The sequence below is a fragment of the Kribbella sp. NPDC058245 genome, assembly GCF_042882005.1.
In the GTDB taxonomy this organism is placed as follows: domain Bacteria; phylum Actinomycetota; class Actinomycetes; order Propionibacteriales; family Kribbellaceae; genus Kribbella.
This window is the reverse complement of record NZ_JBHVWY010000022.1, coordinates 60,463-80,572: the sequence shown is the minus strand read 5'-3', so window position 1 is coordinate 80,572 and position 20,110 is coordinate 60,463. Positions and strand designations below refer to the sequence as shown.

Annotated in this window: 13 protein-coding genes; 8 read left to right on the top strand and 5 right to left on the bottom strand. The window is 69.1% G+C overall.

Going from position 1 to position 20,110, the window contains the following annotated elements; genetic code table 11:
- Positions 1-29: 29 nt before the first annotated feature.
- Both ACFVWG_RS37530 and ACFVWG_RS37525 read left to right on the top strand, forming a co-directional pair.
- Positions 30-1,730: a right-handed parallel beta-helix repeat-containing protein gene (locus ACFVWG_RS37530; protein ID WP_391548261.1), complete on the top strand. Its 1,701-nt coding sequence runs from the start codon at positions 30-32 to the stop codon at positions 1,728-1,730.
- A gap of 188 nt (positions 1,731-1,918) precedes the next feature.
- Complete coding sequence (locus tag ACFVWG_RS37525; RefSeq protein WP_391548260.1) at positions 1,919-3,802, top strand: right-handed parallel beta-helix repeat-containing protein; 1,884 nt, start codon at positions 1,919-1,921, stop codon at positions 3,800-3,802.
- Between the two features lie 591 nt (positions 3,803-4,393).
- Here ACFVWG_RS37525 and ACFVWG_RS37520 read toward each other — a convergent pair.
- Together ACFVWG_RS37520 and ACFVWG_RS37515 are read right to left on the bottom strand one after the other, a co-directional pair.
- The gene (locus ACFVWG_RS37520) at positions 4,394-5,767 is read right to left on the bottom strand and encodes a mannitol dehydrogenase family protein (protein ID WP_391548259.1); all 1,374 of its coding nucleotides are present in this window, start codon (positions 5,765-5,767) and stop codon (positions 4,394-4,396) included.
- Between the two features lie 14 nt (positions 5,768-5,781).
- Complete coding sequence (locus tag ACFVWG_RS37515; protein WP_391548258.1) at positions 5,782-6,783, bottom strand: LacI family DNA-binding transcriptional regulator; 1,002 nt, start codon at positions 6,781-6,783, stop codon at positions 5,782-5,784.
- A 150-nt stretch (positions 6,784-6,933) separates the two neighbouring features.
- Here ACFVWG_RS37515 and uxaC point away from each other — a divergent pair, with 150 nt between their 5' ends.
- Entirely contained in the window at positions 6,934-8,340 is a 1,407-nt protein-coding gene (gene uxaC / locus ACFVWG_RS37510) for a glucuronate isomerase (RefSeq protein ID WP_391548257.1), read from the top strand.
- Between the two features lie 79 nt (positions 8,341-8,419).
- A complete protein-coding gene (locus tag ACFVWG_RS37505) occupies positions 8,420-9,940 on the top strand; it encodes a right-handed parallel beta-helix repeat-containing protein (protein ID WP_391548256.1) in 1,521 nt (506 codons plus the stop codon).
- On the opposite strand, the gene ACFVWG_RS37500 is transcribed toward ACFVWG_RS37505, so the two are convergent.
- Complete coding sequence (locus ACFVWG_RS37500; RefSeq protein WP_391548255.1) at positions 9,937-11,277, bottom strand: O-antigen ligase family protein; 1,341 nt, start codon at positions 11,275-11,277, stop codon at positions 9,937-9,939. The two genes, ACFVWG_RS37505 and ACFVWG_RS37500, sit on opposite strands and share 4 nt — an antisense overlap.
- A 2-nt stretch (positions 11,278-11,279) precedes the next feature.
- Entirely contained in the window at positions 11,280-12,905 is a 1,626-nt protein-coding gene (locus ACFVWG_RS37495; RefSeq protein ID WP_391548254.1) for a Wzz/FepE/Etk N-terminal domain-containing protein, read from the bottom strand.
- Between the two features lie 145 nt (positions 12,906-13,050).
- Here ACFVWG_RS37495 and ACFVWG_RS37490 point away from each other — a divergent pair, with 145 nt between their 5' ends.
- The 4 genes from ACFVWG_RS37490 (at position 13,051) to ACFVWG_RS37475 (ending at position 18,865) form a co-directional block, all read left to right on the top strand.
- On the top strand, positions 13,051-15,249 hold the full coding sequence (locus ACFVWG_RS37490; RefSeq protein ID WP_391548253.1) for a LamG-like jellyroll fold domain-containing protein: 2,199 nt from the start codon (positions 13,051-13,053) through the stop codon (positions 15,247-15,249).
- Positions 15,250-15,325: 76 nt separating this feature from the next.
- Positions 15,326-16,846, top strand: a complete 1,521-nt coding sequence (locus tag ACFVWG_RS37485; RefSeq protein ID WP_391548252.1) for a fibronectin type III domain-containing protein — start codon at positions 15,326-15,328, stop codon at positions 16,844-16,846.
- Positions 16,847-16,991: 145 nt separating this feature from the next.
- Positions 16,992-18,515, top strand: a complete 1,524-nt coding sequence (locus ACFVWG_RS37480; RefSeq protein WP_391548251.1) for a fibronectin type III domain-containing protein — start codon at positions 16,992-16,994, stop codon at positions 18,513-18,515.
- Between the two features lie 137 nt (positions 18,516-18,652).
- Positions 18,653-18,865: a hypothetical protein gene (locus tag ACFVWG_RS37475; RefSeq protein ID WP_391548250.1), complete on the top strand. Its 213-nt coding sequence runs from the start codon at positions 18,653-18,655 to the stop codon at positions 18,863-18,865.
- Here ACFVWG_RS37475 and ACFVWG_RS37470 read toward each other — a convergent pair.
- Positions 18,819-20,102, bottom strand: a complete 1,284-nt coding sequence (locus tag ACFVWG_RS37470) for a hypothetical protein (RefSeq protein WP_391548249.1) — start codon at positions 20,100-20,102, stop codon at positions 18,819-18,821. The genes ACFVWG_RS37475 and ACFVWG_RS37470 overlap by 47 nt on opposite strands.
- Positions 20,103-20,110 lie beyond the last annotated feature (8 nt).

Sequence of the window (20,110 nt, the reverse complement as noted above, 5' to 3'; positions counted from 1 at the left end):
GTGTCGAACCGCATCCCCGGAGGGTTTCCTTGAGCAGTAAGCGCTCTACGGCGTGGTTCGCAGCGTTCATCGCTGCTGCCGTCGCGGTCGTTACGATCGCCCTCCCGGTGATCGCACACGAGAACAACGCCACAACTGCCGTGAAGTCACGCATCAATTCGGATCCCTCGCTGGCCCGCGGCAAGGTGCCCACGCACCACACCACCAAGCCCGGCGCCGGCCACCCTTCGACGAAGGCCACCCCCTCCGCGCGCACCACCAAGAAAGCCCCCGCGACGCCTTCGGCCAAGCCCTCGACGCCCGCCCCGCCGGTGGCAGTCCCGACGGTGCCCGTGATCGACCAGGGCGACGCAGGTCCTGCAGTCGCCGGTCCCTGCCACGGCGTCTCGATCAAGCCGGGCGACGACGCGGCCGGCATCGTCAGTGCAGCCGCGGCCGGTACGACGTTCTGCTTCGCGGCCGGCGTACACCGGATCGGTACGACGATTCGCCCGAAGGCCGGACAGGTCCTCGCCAGCGCGGATCGCGCCGTACTGACTGGATCCGTACCGCTGACCGGGTGGACGCGAGACGGTGACCGCTGGGTCGTGCGTGGCGCGCTGCCGTCGACGTACGGGAAGACCGGGCAGTGCGAGGACAACGTGGCGAACATCTGCCACCTGCGCGAGCAGCTCTTCGTCGACGGCGCGCACCTGACCCGGGTGTCGAAGCTGGCCTCGGTTGCCCCGGGCACCTTCTACGCCGACTACGCCGGGGATGCCTTGTACGTCGGGAGCAACCCGACCGGGCATTCGGTCGAGATGTCGAAGACCGCTACCGCGATCGAGTCCGGCGCGACCGGAGTCGTCGTACGTGGGTTGACGATCGAGCACTTCGCTTCGGCACCGCAGGCCGGTGCGTTGGTCTCCGGGCCAGGGTGGAAGGTCACCGCGAACGACGTGCGCTGGAACCACGCCGTCGGCGTGATGCTGGTCAAGGCGGACAAGACTCAGGTCGCGAAGAATCTGATCCACCACAACGGCCAGCTCGGGCTCGGCCAGTACAGCTCGGCCGACGCGACGATCACCCGCAATGTGGTCAGCGAGAACAACACCGACGGCTTCTGGGTCGCCGACTGGGAATCCGGCGGAATCAAGTCGACCCGGTCGTCCGGCACGGTCAGCAACAACGTGATCAAGGCCAACCGCGGCGTCGGGATGTGGGCCGACGTCGCCGACGACGGCCGGGTGATCAGCGGCAACAAGATCACCGGGAACCTGGCCGACGGGATCCGGTTCGAGATCAGCAGGAACGGCGTGATCGAGAAGAACGTGATTACCGGCAACGGTTTCGGCACCGGCCGCGGCTCCGGTACGTCGCTGTGGGACGGCGGCGGGATCAACGTGAACACGTCGACCGGCGTGACGATCCGGGGCAACTCCGTGTCCGGCAACGTCAACGGGATCACCGTCCAGTCGCGCACCCGCGGTACGGGGCCGTGGGGCGCTTACGTGCTGCGCGACATCGCGATCACCGGGAACACCGTGACGATGACGGGCGGCACCCAGGCGACCGGGATCGTGCAGAACACTGCGTCACCGGTGCCGGCGGGCGAGGTCGTGTTCTCGGGCAACCGGTACGTGCTGGACGCGCTGGGAGCCAAGCGGTTCGCCAAGGCCGGCACCAAGCTGACCGCCGACGGCTGGCAGGACGCCGGACTCGATGCCGTCAGCACCTTCCTCGCCAACTGAGCCTGGCAATTACTGTTCGCAATCGAATTCGCGCTGTGTGATCGATGCCTGATGCAACGTCAACACATTTGGTGCATTTGGCAACGGAATGAGGGTTGCAATGGCTACCCGACGTAGTACGCTGCTGACTTGAAGTCGCGCCTTGGGGGGTGCGCCGAGGAACTACGTTGCCCCCCGGAGGCTCCTCAGTGAAACCACCGCTCGCAGTTCTCGCAGTCGTTGCCACCGGCATCGTCGCCACCACCGCCCTGGCCAGTCAGGCCCTGGGCGCCCCCGGTCCCGCCCCGGACAGCACCGTCGGCATCCGCCTTCCCGACGTCGCTGCCGCCGGTGACAACCCGCAGAACTCCCGCCCGTCCGCGGAACTCCTCAGCGCCCACCCCGGCGTGGGATCGCAGGGTGACCAGGTCAACGGCGAGGCTCAGCCCGCCGACGGGTCGCAGACTCTCGCACCGGACGACCAGCCGACCGGCCTCCCGTCCGACCAGGAGCTCGAGCCCGACCAGGGTGCACGCGAATTCCAGGCCGGCGAGGAGCCGGGAGATCTTCAGCCTGGTGACGGTTTGCTGACCGTCGGACCGGCCGACGACCCCACCAGTACGCCGACCGCCGGGCCCACCACTCCGGCGCCGACCACTCCCCCGGCTGATCCGGACCCGACGACTCCGCCGGCCGAGCCCGCCTGTTCCGGCACGCGGATCGCGCCGGAGCAGAACGCGGCGGCGGTCGTCGCCGCGGCTCCGGCGGGGACCACCTTCTGCTTCGCCAAAGGTGTGCACCGGATCGGCGAGACCATCCAGCCCAAGACCAACCAGGTGCTGACCGGTGAGCCCGGCGCCGTACTGACCGGCTCTGTCCCCCTCACCCGATGGACAGCGAACAACGGCGACTGGGTGACCACGGGTGTGCTGCCGGCGGCGTACGCGCAGACCGGGCAGTGTGAGGACAACGTGGCGAACATCTGCTTCCTTCGTGAGCAGGTGTTCCTGGACGGCAAGCACCTGACCCGCGTCGCCAGTCGCGACAAAGTTGCCCCCGGCACCTTCTTCGGCGACTACGCCGCGAACGCCGTCTACCTCGGCGACGATCCCCGCAAGCACGCGGTCGAGATGTCGAAGACCGCGACCGCGATCGGTTCGAGTGCGGTCGGCGTGACGGTGCGGGACCTGACCATCGAGCACTTCGCCACCGCACCACAAGGCGGCGCACTGGTGCTCGGGCCGAAGTGGCGCGCGTCGGACAACGAGGTCCGCTGGAACCACGCGGTCGGCGTCATGCTGGTGAACGCGGACGGCGCCACCCTGGACGAGAACAGCATTCACGACAACGGCCAACTCGGCGTCGGCCAGTACAGCACCGTCAACGGAACGATCACCGGCAACTCCGTCCAGGCGAACAACACCGACGGTTTCTGGATCGCCGACTGGGAGGCGGGCGGGATCAAGACCACCTGGTCGAACGGCGGCATCGTCAGCGGCAACCTGATCAAGGCGAACCGCGGTGTCGGCCTGTGGAGCGACGCCTACGACGACGGCCGCACGTTCAGCGACAACACGATCGTGGACAACGCGGCCGACGGGATCCGCTTCGAGATCGGCCGTAACGGTGTGATCGAGGAGAACCTCATCACCGGCAACGGCTACGGCACCGGCCGCGGCTCCGGCCGATCGCTGTGGGACGGCGGCGGCATCAACGTGAACACGTCGTCGAAGGTCGACATCCGCGACAACATCGTGGAGAACAACGTCAACGGCATCGCCATCCAGTCCCGCACCCGCGGTTCCGGCCCCTGGGGCGTGAACGTGCTGCGCGACATCACCGTCACCGGCAACCGGATCACCATGCGCGGCGGCACCACCGCCACCGGCATGGTGCAGAACTCCGGCGCCGTCATCCCCACCGGCGAGGTCACCCTCAACAAGAACAGCTACCGCCTGGACAGCCTCACCTCCACCCGCTTCCAGCAAACCGGCCGCTGGTACACAGCACGCCAATGGCAGCAAATCGGCCAAGACACCACCAGCACCTTCACCCAAAACCGCCTCCCCTCCCCCTCCCGCAAGGCCGGCTAGTCACAGCGCGGCGTCACCCCACCACCGCGGCGCCTAACGTCCGAACAACCGCACACACCCCCTCCGCCGCTTCGGACGTTAACGGCAGCCCTGCCCTAACGTCCGAACGATCGGAGACCCGCCCTCCGGTTCTTCGGACGTTGGCGGGAACGGTCCGGGGTGCTGCACGGCCGGGAGGATCAGCGGAGTGCTTCTGACACGGAGTGCCTGTTGCCGTGTAGCGGGCGGTTCCTCCCCAGACCGGTTCGGGGAGGAACCGGGTCGGCGTCCAGCCGGTTTGGGGAGGATATTGGACCGATTCGGGGGGTGAATCCTCCCCGGATCTCATTTGCGGGCCGGGCAAACTCTCCCCAAACCGGTTTGGGGAGCCATAGCGCGGCAGCCACCCCGCGGCAGCAGTACGCCGCAAACCGGTCCCGATCGCGGTCAGCGCCCTTAGCGTCCGAGAACACGCCGACCACCCCCGCGGGTCCTTCGGACGTTAACCGGGCCGGATGGATGACACGGGTCAGCGGTGTGGGGAGCTGGGCGGCCAGCTGAGGATGGGGTGATTGGTGGAGGGCGGGGCGGCCAGCGGAGGGCTAGGTGGACCTACCTAAGGGCGGTTACGTGGTGGATCAGCAGGTCGCGGAAGGGGGTTGAGTTCTGGAGGGTTGGGGGGAAGACGGAGCTGAGGGCGAGCAGGCTGTCGACGATGGCGGTTGGGGTTTTGGCGCCGTCCAAGGCTGCGGTGAGGAGGGGGGCTTGGGGATCGTCGAGGGTGGGGGCGGTGTCGACGTAGACCATCCAGGCGGCGACGGCGAGGGCCAGGGTTGTGGGCTCGGCACCGGCGGCTAGGCGGTCTTCGACTGTGCCGAGGAGACGGACTGGGAGTTTCACTGAGCCGTCCATCGCGACCTGAGCCGTGCGGTGCTTCAGGGCTGGGTTGGCGAAACGCTCGAGCACTGTGTCCCCGTACGACGCCAGGTCGAGACCGTCCGGAGGCGTCAGGGTCGGGATGACGTCGTCGGTGATCAGCGCGTGGGCCAACCGCGCCAGCTCCTCGTCGTGTACCGCCTCGGCGATCGTCTCGTAGCCACATAACGCTCCCAGGTACGCGAGCATCGAGTGGGTGGCGTTCAGGATGCGGAGCTTTGCTTGCTCCCAAGGCGCCACGTCTGTCGTGAGCACAGCCCCGCCCTGCTCCCAGGCGGGACGCTCTCCGGCGAAGTCGTCCTCGATCACCCATTGCAGGAACGGCTCCGCGACGACAACCGCCTCGTCCCGTACGCCGAGGAGCCGGGCAGCCTCGTCTCGATCGGCGTCGGTGGTCGCGGGGACGATGCGATCCACCATGCTGGCCGGGAATCGGGACGCCTCGAACACGTCAGGCACTTTGCCGAGCGCGTCGAAGTACTCCGCGACGAGCCGACGCAGGAACGGGCCATTGGCAACCAGGTTGTCGCAGGACACGATCGTGAGCGGCGACTCGCGGCGAGCCAGTGCGGCGGCCAACTGACCGACGACGGTCCGCGGCGGCCGACCGGTGAGGTCGGCCTGGATCTCCGGGTCGTCGAGATCGAGCGCACCGTTCTTGGCGCGGTAGCCCTTCTCGGTCACCGTCAACGTCACGACCGACACCGCCGGGTCGGCGATCCGCGCGACGACTGCCTCCGGGTCCTCCGGGGCGGTGAGCACCTCGCGGATGCTCCCGATCACCTGAACGGTCGGATCCCCGTTGCCACGCTCGAGAACGGCGTACAGGCCGTCCTGTGGTTGCAGTTGCTCGCGGACAGTGGCAGAGCGCTGGCTGACGCCGCTGATGCCCCAGCGGGTGTCGCCGGTCAGCGCGGCGGCGCGTTCGGTGATCACGGCCTGATGCGCGCGGTGGAAGGCACCGAGGCCGAGGTGCACGACACCGACCGACAGCGACTGCGGATCGACGGCTGGCGCAACGGGCAGGTGGGCAAGGCTCAACCTGTTCACGGGGACGACCTCTTTCAACCTTGGGCGGACGGTGCGGGGCCGGTCGAGTTGCGGACGATCAGCTCACCGGTCAGTGCGTTCTGGCGAAGGATCGGTGGCACTGATACGGGCATGCTGATCAGCCCGAGCAGGACCTCGACGGCGATCTGGCCGGCGCGCTGTTTCGGCAGGCGGATCGTGCTGAGCGCCGGGATCGCCATCCGGGACATCTCGATGTCGTCGACGCCGAGCACGCTGAGGTCGTCCGGCACCGAGATGCCGCGCGCGTGCAGCCGGGCCAGCAGCCCGATCGCGATCAGATCGTTGTAGGTCACCACTGCGGTCGCAGCGGTCGCGACCACTTGATCCGCAGCCGCGACGCCACCCTCGTAGGTGGGCGCGAAGTTTCCCACCGCGATCAGCTCGACCCCGCGGGCTTCGGCTGCGGTCCGCAAACCGAGTTCGCGATGCTGGTTCGACCAGGACGCCTCCGGACCACCGACCCACGCGATCCGGCGGTGCCCGAGCGCGGCCAGGTGTGCCATCGCCTGACGCATCGCGTCTTCGTCGTCGAAGGTGATACCGGCGATGCCTCGCACCCGCCGGTTGATCAGTACGACGTTCGTGTCCGCGGCGATCGCGCTGAGGTCGTCGGGGCCCGAACGGGGCGAGCACAGGATCAGCCCGTCGACCTGCTTGGACAGGGCCCGGAACAGCCCGGCCTCGACGGCGGGCTCCTCATCTGTGTCGGCTACGAAGACCGCGACGTCATCCCGACGGGCGCGGGCCTGGACTCCCTTGACGACACTGGCGAAGAAGGGGTTGGCGAGATCGGGGACGACGAGACCGACGTTCCCGGTGCGGCCGGTGATCAGGCCGCGGGCCGCCCGGTTCGGCTGGTAGCGGAGCTGGTCGACGGCAGTGGCCACCCGGGCGCGGGTCACCTCGTTCACCATCTCCGGCATCGAGAGCGCGCGGGACACGGTGGACGGCGAGACGCCGGCAAGCCGGGCCACGTCACGGATCGTCGCGGGCATCGGCACCTCCTCCGGTCTGGCTGCGAATCAGTCTGCAACTTGTTTCAGAAGAGTGTCAAATGAGTCCCCATCATGGCTTATTTGCCTAACAACGAAACGACTGCAATCCTTTTCAGTGTCCGCCGCAGTCGATCATTCCCGGAGGTCCTCGTGCCCAAGGCCCTGCAGCCCCATCCCGATCGCGCCCTGCCGGCCGGAGAGGCACGCGATCTCGCGCGGCGGATCCACGCGTCGACGCAGGACCTGCCACTGCTCTGTCTGCACGGGCACGTCGACATCGGGTTGTTCGCGGCCGACGCACCGTTCGGCAACCCGGCCGAGCTGCTGGTGATCCCGGACCACTACGTCACTCGGATGCTCGTCTCGCAGGGCGTCTCCCCCGACCGGCTCGGCCTCGCGCGCCGCAACGGCGACCGGACGGCCGATCCGCGAGAGGTCTGGCGCGAGTTCTGCGCGCACTGGCATCTCTTCCGTGGGACCCCGAGCCGGTACTGGCTGGAGCACGAGTTCGCCGAGGTGCTCGGCCTGACCGCGCACCCGTCGCTCGAGACCGCTGACGAGCTGTACGACCAGATCTCCGCGCGGATCGCCGAACCCGCCTTCCGGCCGCGAGCGCTGCTCGACCGGTTCAACATCGAGCTGCTCTCGACCACCGATGCCGCGACCGACGACCTGGCTCTGCACGCACAGGTCCACGCTGAGCTTCCAGGCCGAGTGATCCCGACCTTCCGTCCCGACGCCGTTGTGCACGTCGATCGCCCCGGCTGGAGCTCCTTGATCGAGCAGCTCGGACAGCTCGCCGAGGTCGACACCTCGACGTACGGCGGTTATCTCGAGGCGATCCGGAAGCGGCGGCAGGTGTTCGTGCAAGCCGGGGCGCGGGCGACCGACCACGGGCACTTCAGCGCATCCACAACGCCACTGTCCGACGCCGAAGCGGGGCGGATCTACTCCGATGCGTTGAAGGGCCAGGCGTCGGCAGAGGATGCGGCCGCGTTCGCCGGACACATGCTGTTCCAGTCGGCAGTGATGTCGGCCGAGGACGGACTGGTCATGCAGCTGCACCCAGGGGTGTTGCGGGACCACGATCCGGCAATCCATGCGACGTACGGGCCGGACCAGGGGCACGACATCCCCGTGACGACCGAGTTCACCCGGTCGTTGCGACCGCTGCTCGAGCGGTTCGGGCATGCGGAGGGCTTCCGGATCGTGCTCTTCACCGTCGACGAGACGACGTACTCGCGAGAGCTCGCGCCGCTGGCCGGCGTGTACCCGGCGGTGCGGCTCGGGGCGCCGTGGTGGTTCCTCGACAGCCCCGGTGGGATGCGGCGGTTCCGTGAACTGGTGACCGAGACGGCGGGCTTCTACAACACCTCCGGCTTCGTCGACGACACCCGTGCATACCTGTCGATCCCGGCTCGGCACGACCTCGCCCGCCGAATCGACGCCGGCTACCTGGCCGACCTGGTCACGCAGCACCGCCTCGACGAGGAGGATGCCTTCCAGGTCGCGCAGGACCTTGCCTACAACCTCGCCCGGGACACCTACTTGAGCTAGACCCTCACGCGAGTCACCTACCTGGGCTAGCGGTAGTCTCCACCAGATCTTGTACGGCGGGGGCCTGGAAGGGACATGGATGAGGCGCGGGATTGGGATCGGTACGGCGGTCGTGGTCGGGCTGCTGCTGGCCGGCTGCACCGATGGTGGCGACGCCGGACCGAAACCGGCTGACCCGACCGTGACGGTGCCGACCGGACCGCCGGCCGCAGCGGCAGCGGTCCTCGGCCCGACCGGCCCCGGTACGGCGGCTCCGTGTCGCGGGACCGCGATCGCGGTCGGCGCGGATCCGCAGCGCGTCATCGACAGCAGCCCGGCCGGTACGACGTACTGCTTCGCGCCCGGGGTGCACCGGGTCAGCCGACCGATCAAGCCACGCGACGGCGACACGTTCGGCGGTGGTCCCGGCGCGGTGCTGACCGGGTCCGTGCCGTTGACCGGATGGGCCCGCGAGGGCTCGAGCTGGGTGGTGCGCGGGGTGCTGCCGGCGGCGTACCCGCTCAAGGGTCAGTGCGAGGACAACCGCGCGAACCCGTGCCAGCTCGGCGAGCAGCTGTTCGTCGGCGGTGAGCATCTGACCCGGGTGATGAGCCTGGCGGAGCTCGAGCCGCGAACGTTCTTCGCCGACTACACCACCAACGCCGTGTACGTCGGCACTGATCCGGCCGGCCGCGCCGCCGAGTTGTCGCGGACGACGACGGCGTTCGCTCGCGGCGCGGAGCGGGTCACCGTGACCGGGCTGACGATCGAGCACTTCGCGTCCCGCGCGCAAAGCGGTGCGCTGGAGGCCGGTCCCGGCTGGCGCGTGACCGGCAACGAGGTGCGCTGGAACCACGCGGTCGGGGTGATGCTGGTCGAGGCCGACGGCGCCCAGGTCGGCCGGAACACGATCGCCGACAACGGGCAGCTCGGCCTCGGCCAGTACAAGTCGGCCGGCGTCCGGATCACCGCGAACCTGGTCACCCGCAACAACACCGACGGCTTCTGGATCGCCGACTGGGAGTCCGGCGGGATCAAGTCGACGCGCTCGTCCGGCGAGATCTCCGGCAACGACGTGGTCGCCAACCGGGGCGTCGGGATCTGGAGCGACATCGCCGAGTACGACCGGCGGATCAGCGCGAACCGGATCACCCGGAACGCCGCCGACGGGATCCGCTACGAGATCAGCTACAACGGCGTGATCGACCAGAACGTTGTCGAAGGCAACGGCTTCGGCAGCGGCCGCGGCTCCGGCGGCAGCCTCTGGGACGGCGGCGGGATCAACGTGAACACGTCGGCCGGCGTTCAGGTCCGCGGCAACCTGGTCAAGGACAACCGCAACGGCATCTCGATCCAGTCCCGGACCCGCGGCGACGGACCACGCGGCCGCTACGTGCTCAGCGATGTGGTCGTCGAAGGGAACCTGATCGTGCTCGGCGGCCCGGAGGCCAGCACCGGCGTGGTCGAGAACAAGGGCTCCCCCACCCAGTCGGGCGCGGTCACGTTCCGCCGCAACAGCTACCAGCTGCCCAGCAGCACCCGCTTCGGGTATCGCGGGAAGTCGCTCACCTGGCCGCAGTGGCAGGAAGCGGGCTTCGACCAGGACTCGGTCAGCAGCTAAGCCACACTGAGTCTTCGCCGCCGGATCCGGTCGGCGTCACAGATAGCGGCCGCCACCAGCAGGTGGACGGTCATCGAGGAGAGGTCGGACAGGCCGCTCTCGTTCAGCGAGGCGGCGGTGACGTAGCCGAGGAGCAGAGCACCACAGGCACGCACGTACGGCGTCGGGGCCCGCAACACGGAGATCCAGGCCAGCAGCAGAGCCAGGGCGACGATGACGACGGCGACCAGGCCGGTCTCCCAGTACAGGCCGAGCCAGCTGTTGTCGATCGCCATCACGTCGATGTCGCCCTCGCCGCGGCGGAGCAGGATCCGCTTGTTGCCGAGCCCATGGCCGATGAGCGCAGTCTGGATCGAGACCTTCTCGTCGAGGACCGCCTGCCAGCTGGTGGTGCGGCCGCTGAGCGAACTGATCTGCCGCGTCCCCTGGCCACGCAGGAGCCAAGTGTGCAGCGAGCCGATGGTCAGGAAGGCAAGTCCTAACAACGCCGGTACGCCGAGGGTCGCCAGCCGGCCGAACCAGCTCTTCCGGGTGAGCAGCAAGGCCAGCACCAACCCGAAGGCGACGGCCGCGGCCGAGGTGCGCGTCCGGCTGGCCGCGACCAGGATCCCGCCCAGGCCGATCAGGGTCGCCGCGGACAGCAAGGACAGCTTGCGGCACAGGTAGCCGATCAGGGCCAGGCCGAGCAGGATCGCGCCGACCTCGCCGACGCGGGGCGGCAGCATCGGGATGATGACGCCCTGCAGCCGGGAGCCGGTCCCGAGCGAACTGAGCGGGCGCCAGGCCAGGCCGGGCGCGTACGCGAGGCTGGCGACCACCGTGATCGCGAGCAGGATATGGGCCCACAGGTGCGCGCGGATCAGGCGCTCCGGCACCTGCACGAGCGGGCGCCAGAGCAGGAAGACCAGCACCAGGCCGATCAGGAAGCGGGCCAGCCGGGTGAGCGGTCCCATCGGCTCGGCCAGCAGGAACGCCGTCGCGGTCGCGAACAGCACATAGCCGACGTACAGGCTTCCGGTCGGGTTGACCCGGGTCCGGAAGCCGGGCTTTGTCGCGGCCATCGCGATGAGGAAGAGCGCGCCGAGCAGCAGGCCCTTCATCACGCTGTTGGTGGAACCGGTCGTGCCCTGCGGTGCGGCGACCCGGGACGACCACGGCTGAACGCCGAGCACGAACAGGCACCACAGCATCAGCCAGAACCAGGCCGGCTTCTCCGACGGCGTCTCAACCGTGCCCGGGACCGCCTGGGCCAGCCGGTCCCGGCGTGGCCCCCAGCCCCGTCCGATCCGGTACTCCGCGCCGGACCGGAACAGCTCCGCCGCTGGTTGTCTGGCCAAGGTCAGCGCACGTGCGGGGTTGCAGACTCCGCAGGCGAGTAGTTGAGCGGGATGCCGAGCGTCTCGTCGTGATCGGAGGCACCGATCAGGACGACGCCGAGGACCGGAGCGCCGGCGTAGTGCAGAGCGCCCGTGAGCCGGGCGACGTCCATCTCCTTGTCGTGCCCGACCTGGACGACGAGGACGGACGCGTCCACCGCGGCCGCCAACGGCGAGATGCCGTGCCTGCCGACTGCGGCCGGGCCGTGGATGACGACCGAGTAGCCCGGCGGAAGGTCGGCGACGATACCGGGGACCAGGGACGGCCCGACGGCCGACGCGGTCTCCTCGTGGTTCATTCCCGGCGGCAGCACGTAGAGGTCGGAGACCGGACCGGGCCGGAAGAGCTTGCGGGCCCGGACCGCTCGGGTGGCGGCCGGCTCCAGGACCAGGTCGGTCAGGCCCTCGTGCCCGGTCACATGCGGCAGGACCGGCGTCCCTTCGACGTCGGCCAGCACGAGCAGGGTCTCGCGGCCGTCGCGGGCGTTCGCCTCGGCCATGGCCAGGGCGATACCGGCCGCGTTCGGGCTCGGCGAGGCGGAGACGACCAGCAGGGCCCCGGGTCCGCCGCTGGCGAAGGCCCGTGGGTTCAGCTCGCGGCGGGCCAGCGCACCGCTCGCCTCCGCGCCCAGCGCAGTGATCTCGTACTGCGGGAGCTCCGGCGCCGACCGGTGCCAGATCCGCCGCCGATTCCCCTCGGAGGCCGCGATCACCGGCGAGCTCGACGCCCGTGCCGCCTGGTCACGAGTCAGGATGTACGGCGTCAGGTGGGTCCGCAGCAGCGCCAGACCCAGCCCGAGCACCAGCCCGAGGATGCCGCCGACCAGGATGTCCCGCGCCACCATCGGCGACGAGGACGCAGTGTCGGTCGTGGCCGGGGTGACCAGCTCGCTCCCGGCGCCGACACCGGTCAGTGCCTTGCGCATCGCGGAGGCGTCGTCGGCGGCCTGCCGGGCCTCCGTGGCCAGCCCGACCCGCTGGTCGCGCAACTGGCTCGCGGTCTGGCTATCGCCACGCGCGACCGCTTCGTCGATCTGGCTGACCAGGGACTTGGACTGCGTGGTCGCGGTCTTCGCCCGGTCCTGCGCCTGACTGGCCAGCGTGGTCAGCAGGATCTTGGCCGCGTCGTTGCGCTGCTTCAGGTAGATGGTCGCGATCGCGTTCGCCCGCTGCACAGCCTGGGACGCGGTCGGGCCGTCGGTCGTCACCAGGTACGCGTTGTCGGTGACCGCCTTCACCCGGGTCACCGAGGCGAGCGCCTGGATGGTCTCGTCGGTGGTCGACATCCCGAGCGACTGCGCGACCCCGCGCAGGAGCCGCGGACTGGCCATCACGCGCGCCTGCGTCTCGGCGGGCAGGTCCATCCCCAGTGGGCCGGTCTTGTCGGTACTGCTGGGCAGCTTGCCGACCAGGGCGGGTGGCACCGCCGGACCGATGACGAGCTGGCTGGACGCCGTCCAGCGCGGGGTCTGGGACAGCGCGAAGACCGACGCGCCGACCAGACCCAGCACGACACAGGCCAGAATCAGCCACTTCTGCCGTAGCAGTGACTGAGCGGTTTCCCGCCAGACCACAGTGCCCGGTTCCATCCCAACCTCATTCCGTCGACCAGCGCCTCAGGATAGCCACGACGGCAGGGCGTGGCGAGTCGGTCTCGCAGTGTGCCCTACTCTCTTCCCAAGGTCTTCGGGGGCGAGTGGAAGACCGTCAATGTCCTAGGGGGGACATCGCAGCATGAAGAGATGGTTCGTCACGTCCGCGACCGCCGCCGCTCTGGTCGCCGGATCACTGATTTTCGCACCGAGCGCGCAGAGCGTCGAGGCATCGCTCGCGGCCACCGACAGCCCGGTCTGGCAGACCAACGGCAGCGTGCAGGGCCTGGCCGTCGCGGGCGGCAAGGCGTATGCCGGAGGCCGGTTCACCAGTGTCCGCCCGCCGGGAGCCGCCGCCGGGACCAGCGAGGTCGCCCAGGCCTACCTGGCCGCCTTCGACCAGAGCACCGGTGAGCTGGCCGGCTCGTTCGCGCCGGTCCTCAACGATCAGGTGTACGCCGTCGCCGCGTCCGCCGACGGCTCGCGGATCTTCGTCGGCGGTGACTTCACGACGGTCGACGGCGTCACCCGGAACCGGATCGCCGCCTTCGACACCGCGACCGGCACCCTGGTCGCGAGCTGGAAGCCGAGCGTCTCCTACCGGGTCAAGACGATCGCCGTCTCCGGGAACACCGTGTACTTCGGCGGCTCGTTCGGCCTGGTGAACGGCCAGGACCGGCCGCGCCTCGCCGCGGTGACCGCCGACACCGGCGCACTGCTGCCGTTCGCGCCGAACGTCAACGGCGACGTGTACGCCGTCGACGCCTCCGACGACGGTTCGAAGGTGTACGCCGGAGGCCAGTTCAGTCAGGTCAACGGCACCAGCCAGAACACCGCGGCCAGCCTCGACCCGGTGACCGGTGCCGTCCTGCCGTTCCCCGGAGCATCCGCCGTACCGCCGCCGAACGGCTCCTGCACGACCCGCGTCAAGACGATCGACGCCAGCGGCGACACCGTCTACTTCGGGAACGGCGGTGACGGCGGCGGCTGCTTCGACGGCACCTGGGCCGTCGACATCGCCACCAACGCGCTGAAGTGGAAGAACCAGTGTCTCGGCGCGACCGAGGCGGTCAAGGTCGTCAACGGCTGGCTCTACAAGGGCTCGCACGCCCACGACTGCGCGAACCAGGGCGCCGGCGGCTTCCCGCAGGGCTTCGGTTACCGCTTCCTGCTGAGCGAGAAGCTCAGTGACGGATCGCTCGGCCCGTGGTTCCCGAACACCAACGCCGGCCCGCCGACCGAGGTCGGCCCGCTGGCCTTCGCGTCCGGCGGCAGCGACCTGTGGGCCGGTGGCGACTTCACCATCACGAACGGCGTTGCCCAGCAGGGCCTGACCCGCTTCACCAACGCGAGCCCCGGTGCGGCACCCGCCAAGCCGGCGAAACTGACGCCGTACAGCGTCGAGCCGGGCACCGTGCAGATCCACTTCCCGACCGTGGTCGACAACGACGACAGCACGCTGACCTATCGGCTGCTGAAGGGCTTCAGCAACACGACCATCGCGACCTGGACAGCCAAGTCGACGCCCTGGGACCGGCCGTGGCTGCACTACACCGACACCGACGTGACACCCGGCGAGTCGACGAACTACCGCGTCGAGGTCACCGACGGCAGTACGACGCTGCGCGGCAACTACTCCGATCCGGTCACAGTGGCCGCGGCGAAGTCCACGGCGTACGACCAGATCGTCAGCTCCGACGGCCCGCAGGCGTACTGGCGACTCGGTGAGCCCTCCGGTACGACGACCTCGGTCGACGCGTCCGGCCAGAGCAACAACGGCACCTTCACCGGCATGACGCTCGGCGCGAGCGGTGCGATCGCCGGGAACACCGCGGCGACAACCAGCTCGAGCAGCGGCCGGATGGTCGGCGAGAAGGCGTACAGCATGCCGCAGCAGTTCACGGTCGAGGCCTGGGTCAAGCAGAGCTCGACGCGAGGCGGCCGCATCCTCGGCTTCGGCAACTCCAAGACCGGCAACAGCACCGGCGGCGGCGACCGGATGCTCTACATGCGGTCGACCGGAGCGATCCTGTTCGGCGTCAACGACGGTGCCCAGCGAACCGTGACCAGCCCGTCGGGCAAGAACGACAACCAGTGGCACCACGTGGTGGGCACCTTCGACAACGGCCTGCTCAAGCTGTACGTCGACGGAGTCCTGTCCGGCAGCACCAGCACCGGTACGGCGTCCCTGTACTACGGCTGGTGGCGGATCGGGTACGACAACACCAGCGCCTGGACCGGAGGCGGCGCCACCCAGACCGGACTGGCGATCGACGAGGCGGCGGTTTACCCGTATGCCCTGACGGCTTCACAGGTGCAGAGCCACTACAGTGCACGGTGAGCATTCTGTCGGGGAGTTGTCGCTCAAAGTCATCATGCGCTATGACTGATCCTCCCCGCCCAGTCAAAGGAACTTGATGAAGAAGCTAGTTCTGGCCGTCGTCACCGCCGCGGCGGTCGTCGCCGCGGCGCTGATTCCCTCCGGCCCTCCTGTTCAGGCCGCTTCGAAGGGCTTCGGCTCCGCGGTCTCGGCCGTGCGCCAGACGGCCTGGCAGACGAACAGCAGCGTGAACGCGCTGGCGATCGCCGGCAACACCGTCTACGCCGGTGGCCTCTTCACCAGGATCCGTCCGCCGGGCGCGGCCAAAGGCGTGCGGGAGTCCGTGCGCACGTACGTTGCCGCGTTCAACAAAACCACCGGCGCCCCGACCACCTTCGCCCCGAAGCTGAACGGCGCTGTCTACAGCATCGCCACCAGCCCGGACGGCAAGTGGGTGGTGCTCGGCGGTGACTTCACCACCGTGAACGGCGTCAAGCGCAGCAAGATCGCCAAGTTCAGCGTGGCCACCGGCCAACTGGCTGCCTCCTGGGCCCCGGTGGTCTCGGCCCGGGTCAAGGCACTGGCCATCTACGGCAACAGTGTCTTCCTGGGCGGTGCGTTCACCAAGATCGGCACCACGGTCCGCAACCGGCTGGGTGCGGTCACGCTCAGCACGGGCGCCCTGCTCAAGTGGAACCCGAACGCTGACGACGACGTGTACGCCGTCGCCACTTCCGCGGACGGCACCCGGGTGTTCGTCGGCGGCCCGTTCGAGACGATCAACAGCCGCGACCACTACTCGCTCGCCATGGTGAACAGCACCACTGGTGCCGCCCTCTCGATGCCGGCCGCGGCGCTGATCCCGAAGCCGGACTGGGACTGCACCACCCGGGTCAAGGTGATCACCACTTCCGCCAACCGGGTCTTCGTCGGCAACGGCGGTGACGGGCAGGGCTGCTACGACGGGATCATCGCCGCCGACTCGACCTCCGGCAAGCTGGTCTGGCAGAGCAAGTGCCTGGGCGCCAACGAGGCGCTGAAGGTCATCGACGGCTGGCTCTACAAGGGCTCGCACGCCCACGACTGCAGCCAGGACGGCTCGTTCGGCGACGGGACCGGCACGCACTTCCTGCTCACCCAGAGCGTTGCCAACGGCAAGATCGGCCCCTGGTTCCCGAACACCGACGCCGACCAGAACAGCACCACGAAGGTCGGTCCGCTGGCCTTCGCCGGCGACAGCACCGGCCTGTGGGCCGGTGGCGACTTCCTGCACGTCGCCGGCAAACCCCAGCAGGGGCTCACCCGGTTCAGCAGCGCACCGGGCGGCGCGTTCCCCGCCGTACCGAAGGCGCCCGCTCTGACGGCCGGCACGGCCAAGGTCACGATCAAGTTCACCGATGTCTACGACCTCGACAACATCACGCTGACGTACAACGTCTTCCGCGGGAACACCCGGATCGGCTCCTACAAGTACAACTCGTACTACTGGGATTCACGGAAGTCCTACACGGTCACCGACACGGGCGTGAAGTCCGGCCAGACCGTCGGATATCGAATTGAAGTCACCGACGACAGGAACACCGTCAAAAGCTCGACAGCATCCGTGAAGGTGCACTAGAACTAAGGGTCTGCCCAACCGGGCGGACCCTTCGTCTTCGCCCACCGGCCGCCCGCCGGTCCCCGCTCTCTTTCTTCTGCCCGATCTACCCATAGGCCGCACGGGGCGGCCCGACTTACAGTGAACCCAAGGGGGGTTCATAAAAGTGAGGAAACTTATCGCTGCGCTCAGCGCGGCCGGGCTCGGCGTCGCCGGGCTCCTGGTCGCCCTGCAGCCCGCCCAAACCGCCGTCACCACCGCCGGTCCGCTCACCGCGCTGCCGGCCACGGCCTGGCAGACCGACGCGAGTGTGCTCGGACTGGCCGTCGCCAAGAACAAGGCGTTCGTCGGTGGCCGCTTCCTGAACGTCCGTCCGCCCGGCGCCGCTCCAGGTGCCAGCCAGACCAGCCGGACCTACCTGGCCGCGTTCAACGCGACCACCGGCGCGCTCGACACCACCTTCAACCACGTCCTGAACGGCATCGTCTGGTCGATCGTCGCCTCGGCCGACGGCACCAAGATCTACGTCGGCGGTGACTTCACCAAGGTCGACGGTGTCACCCGGAACCGGCTGGCCGCCTTCGACAGCACCACCGGCGCCCTGATCGCGAACATCAAGCCCAGCGTGTCCTACCGGGTGAAGGCGCTCGCCATCGGCGGCAACAGCCTGTACCTCGGTGGTTCGTTCGGGCTGGTGAACGGCGTCGCCCGCAACCGCGCGGCAGCGATCAGCACGGTCGACGGCACGCTGCAGCCGTGGAATCCGAACCTGGACTCCGACGTGTACGCGATCGACGCGGCCGACGACAACTCCAAGGTCTACCTGGGCGGAACGTTCACGAAGGTCGGCACCACCAGCCGGTGGGCAGTGGCCAGTGTGAACAACTCGACCGGCGCGATCCTGCCGTTCTCCGCGGCCTCCGCCGTACCGGCCCCGACCTCGACCTGCAAGAGCCGGGTCAAGGACATCGAGACGGTCGGCACCACCGTGTACTTCGCCAATGCCGGTGACGGCGGCGGCTGCTTCGACGGCACCTGGGCCGCCAACGTTGCCACCGGCAACTTGGTCTGGCGGAACACCTGCCTGGGTGCCACCGAGGCGATCACGATGGTGCAGGGCTGGCTGTTCAAGGGGTCGCACGCCCACGACTGTGGCGCCGCCACGGCCGGTCCGTCCTTCCCGGAGGGCTACGGCAACCACTACCTGCTGCTGCAGAACCCGGCCGACGGCAAGATCGGGTCCTGGTTCCCGAACACCAACGCCGCCGCACCGACGCAGGTGGGCCCGCTCGTCTCGACCACCGGTGGCAGCGACCTGTGGGTGGGTGGCGACTTCACCACGGTGAACGGTGCCGGCCAGCAGGGTCTGACCCGGTTCACCGGCCTCGGGAACGGCGCCGTACCGCTCGGCCCGGCGCTGCCGACGCTGTCCAACGCGGTGACCAAGCAGGTCAAGGCGACCGTGCAGACGTCACTCGACAACGACGACGTCACGCTCACCTACCGGCTGCTGCGGGGATCGACGAACACGGTCGTGGCCACCACGACCGCCAACTCGACCTTCTGGAGCCGGCCGACCGTCACGCTGACCGACCCGGCCGCACCGGTCGGTTCGCAGATGTACCGCATCGAGGTCTACGACGGGCACAACACCGTTCGCGGCGGCTACGCCACCATCACGGTCAAGTAGTAGGCACGGCACCTCCGAGCCCCCGGTCGACCTGACCGGGGGCTCGGTCGTGTGTCATACCGTGGGACTACTTTCGTCGGCGAAGTTGAGTCCGACGGCGGATGTTCCGCGGGCCGTCGTCCGGCGATGCTGTTGGTATGACACGCAGCTCGCGCCGAGCCCTCCAGCTGGTCGGAACGGTCCTCGCCGGTACGGCGTTCCTGGCCGCGTTGCTGATCGGCCACCACCAGCCGGAGTCGCGGCTCTGGAAGACCGCCGCGTCGATCACGATCACCCTGGCCGCGCAGATCCGCGGCAAGGCCATCACGCCGGATGCGGTCGCTGACCTGCTGCCCGGCGATGGGCGGTGATCGCTCTGCGGGCCTGGGACCACCAGAGCAGCAAGGTGCAGAAGGATGCGCCAGCCAACCCCCAGGCGGCGCCCTCGGGACCGCCCAGGTAGGCGCCCCCGACGCCGCAGACAATCAGGACGACCGACGAGACCAGCCGGACGCCCAGACCACGCGAGGCGGCCGCCAAGGCTCGCAAAATGGCGAAGGCACCCGCGTTCGAGGCACCGAGCGCCTGGAGCAGGATGACCGGGACCAGTACGACGTGGGCCTGCGCCCAGACCCCGGGACCGAGCAGCTCCCGGCCGACGGCCGGTGGCAGCAGCAGGAAGACCGCGCCCCACCCGAAGGCGCCGGCTCCCACACCGAGTGAGATGGCCAGACCCACCAGCCACAGCCGGCGGTAGGAGTGCGCCAGCGCTCGGGTCGCTTCGGGGACCGAGATCATCCGGATGCCCTGGTTGAGCACGTTCACCGGCCCGAGCAGAACCTGGGCGCCCCGGATTCCCGCGGTCGCGACCAGTCCGGCCGCCGCGGTGATCCCGAGCATGTAGACCTGGATCGTGCCGGAGACGGCGAGCAGCTCACCGACGTACTTCGGGGTCAGGTCCCAGTTCTGGTGTACCCATTCCCGGATCAGCTGCCGGCGCGGGGCGAAGCCGGCCTGGAAACGGCCGGCCACCGCGGCGATCACCGCGCCGAGCCCCCAGGCCAAGGTGAGCGAGAACGCGGAGGCGGTGCCGGTCAGGTACAGCCCGCCGAAGATCGCGAGCATGGCGACCAGCCAGATCAGGTCGTTCAGGAAGGCCTTCTGCCCCTCCCCGATCACGAAGAACGCCCAGCGCCAGGCATCCTGCAGCAACAGGCCGGGCATCGTGACCGCGAAGGCGATCAGAACACCCCTGGACGGCACGCCCGGGAACAGCGCGATCGCCAGCGCGACCACGAGGCCGAGGAACCCGACCAGCACCGCGGTCGCCGTACTGGCTCGCACCGCGCGTTCCCACGCCGGAGTGCGGTCACCGGAGTGGCGGACCGACAGGGGCTCGGTGGCGACCGCTCGGGAGACGTTGAGCGCGATCGTGTAGCCACCGAACGCCAGTGCATACACACCGAAGTCGGCGACCGAGCTCGAGCGTGCGACGACCAGACCGACCGCCAGATTGCTCAGGCTGGACAGCGCCTGATCGGCCAACCCCCAACCGGCACGACCGGCCGGTCCGGCCAGTCGGCTGAGCTTCGGCCGCCGGATCCTCACCTACCGCA